General features: G+C 37.2%; 3 protein-coding genes. 1 reads left to right on the forward strand and 2 read right to left on the reverse strand.

The genetic code is table 11. From position 1 onward, the window contains the following. Positions 1–205: 205 nt before the first annotated feature. Both AC1DND_RS26060 and pyrE read right to left on the reverse strand, forming a co-directional pair. Positions 206–604, reverse strand: coding sequence for an SRPBCC family protein (locus tag AC1DND_RS26060; RefSeq protein WP_477585521.1), 399 nt, complete (start codon positions 602–604; stop codon positions 206–208). 37 nt (positions 605–641) lie between these two features. Continuing rightward, positions 642–1,307 (reverse strand): orotate phosphoribosyltransferase, encoded by a 666-nt coding sequence (pyrE, locus tag AC1DND_RS26065; protein ID WP_477585523.1) that lies wholly within the window; start codon positions 1,305–1,307, stop codon positions 642–644. Positions 1,308–1,668: 361 nt separating this feature from the next. Here pyrE and AC1DND_RS26070 point away from each other — a divergent pair. Then, positions 1,669–2,311, forward strand: a 643-nt coding sequence (locus tag AC1DND_RS26070; protein WP_477585525.1) for a DUF6597 domain-containing transcriptional factor, incomplete at its 3' end; no start/stop codon positions are given.

Here is a 2,311-nt window from a genome sequence, read left to right on the forward strand (position 1 = left end):
GAGCAAGTGTTTTGGAAATAGGAGCAAGGGCAAAAAATAAAGCAGTTACCTGGAAAAATCTGAGGTTCATAGTTTAAAGGTTATTCGAAAACTAAGGTATTAAAATAATGTGCTGATAAAAGAACGCAATGGAATTTTTACGGATAAAAAAAGACGAAGGTTACTTCGTCTTTTAAATCTGTGAAATCACTTAAATCTGTGATATCTATCCTAAAGTTTCTTTCAGTTTTTCCGTTTGGTGATCGGCCAGTTTTTGTAGTGGACCAGATGCCAGCATTTTCATCATCATGTTCAGATCAGCTGAGATAATGTGTTTAGCTGTAGTTGTTCCGTTTCCATTATCTGCTACAGTCCACTTTAACTCCACATCAAAAGGTGCTTTTTCACTCGGAATTGCTGTTATTTCCTGATTTTCGATACGGCTCGAAATCTTAATGGCCAATTTTGCCATATTTTGGATGGTAAACCGTGCATCATCTTCTGTAGATTCCCAGTTGTAAATATTTTCTGGCATCAGTTGCTGATGATTGTTCATATTGGATAGAAATGCATAAACCTCTGCAACTGGTTTATTTACCTCTACTGCGCTTTCAATAACAGTCATTATATATTTTTTATAGATTTTTGTTTTTACTCAAAACTTAAGACTCCGGACTCAAAACTTGTCCTTGTCCCCATTCTGAAGGATTTAAACGCCATTTACCTAATAATTCCATATCACTTTTGGCAATAATGCTGTGCTCGGCAGCATAATCGATTAAAGCACCATAGCTTGATAAGGTTAAGTAACGACATTTTGCAGCTGCGAAATTTTCGTCTGCTTTTTCGAAACCGTAAGTGAAAATTGCCGCTAAGCCAGCTACCGATAAACCTGCAGCTCTTAATGCATCAACAGCTTGTAGACTGCTTTTTCCGGTTGAAATTAAATCTTCGATAACGACCACACGTTGACCTTCTACCACTTCGCCTTCAATTAAACTTCCAGTACCATGTTCTTTAGCTTTCGCTCTTACGTAGATAAAAGGTAAACCAAGTTCTTGAGCTACTAAAACACCTTGAGGAATTCCAGCGGTTGCAACACCAGCAATAACATCTACCGAACCAAACTCTTCCTGAATGGCCTGTGCAAGCTTCTGACGGATGTAAGTTCTAACCTGAGGGTGGGAAAGGGTAATTCTGTTGTCGCAATAAATTGGCGATTTCCAACCAGATGCCCAGGTAAAAGGATTATTTGGTTGTAATTTGATTGCTTTTATCTGTAATAAAAATTCCGCTACCTTTAATTCAATATCACTTTTATTATACATGGCTCAAAATTACAGATTTATTTGTGTTTGTCATAACGTTTATTAAGCCCCACTTGTTTTAGCGAGGAAAGAAAATGTCGGGATTTGAATTTAATAACGACTTCCAAATGCTACAAATATCGGAAATTTTGATGGATGGTAAAAGCTATTTCTTGCCACTCCTTGTAAATCAGTACGATAAAGAATATCATAGCTTAAAACATCTCAGAAATATCTTGTTGCGGTAAAGGATTATTTTTAAGCTGCGACGCTTTGATTACAGCGCTTAATTGTCTCATTAAAGGTGTAATCTGTTCCGATTTTTACAATCTCGAGGCTTAGAATTGTCCTAATTTTACGATCTTGTAATCAATTGGCATATATGGAATTTAAACAGTTTTTACCTTCAGATCCCTTAAAACCTTATATCAGGCATTATTATATTTTTAAGTCGGATACCGATTCGACTTTTGAGGATGTGGTATTTCCCAGTGGGGATATGGAGGTAATCTTTAATCTGGGGAATGGCAGTTGGGAATCGCTTGTAAACAATGCTTTTAAGAAAACACCGAAAATTGAACTTTGGGGGCAGATTACAAAACCGCTTGCTATCCGATCGGTAGGTAAACATACTATGCTCGGGATCAAATTTTATACACACTCGGCATCGTACTTTTTTAATGATCAGATGGGGATTTTTAACGACTCAATTACGGATCTTCGGCATGTGATCGGAGGAAGTGCAGATGTGCTCCATCAAAAACTATTGGAAACCGAGGGCGAACAAAAAAGGATCGATCTTTTAGAGGCATTTTTGTTGAAAAGACTGATCAGTCATGAAAAGAAATCCTTTCATATCAATAAGGTAGCCGATATCTTAAATAGTATCGTAAAAGATGCTTCGGGAAGCAATATTACCTATATCGCATCAAGGCATAATATCACTACGCGTTATCTGCAACGGTTACTGCATCAGCATACCGGGCTTTCGCCAAAATCTTACGATAAAATTAACCGTTTTCAGC

The organism is Pedobacter sp. 01N416 (genome assembly GCF_056399685.1).

Excerpts from the sequence above, each read along its gene's own strand:
- AC1DND_RS26060 (WP_477585521.1), bottom strand. The coding sequence starts at position 604 with ATGACTGTTATTGAAAGCGCAGTAGAGGTAAATAAACCAGTTGCAGAG.
- pyrE (WP_477585523.1), bottom strand. The coding sequence starts at position 1,307 with ATGTATAATAAAAGTGATATTGAATTAAAGGTAGCGGAATTTTTATTA.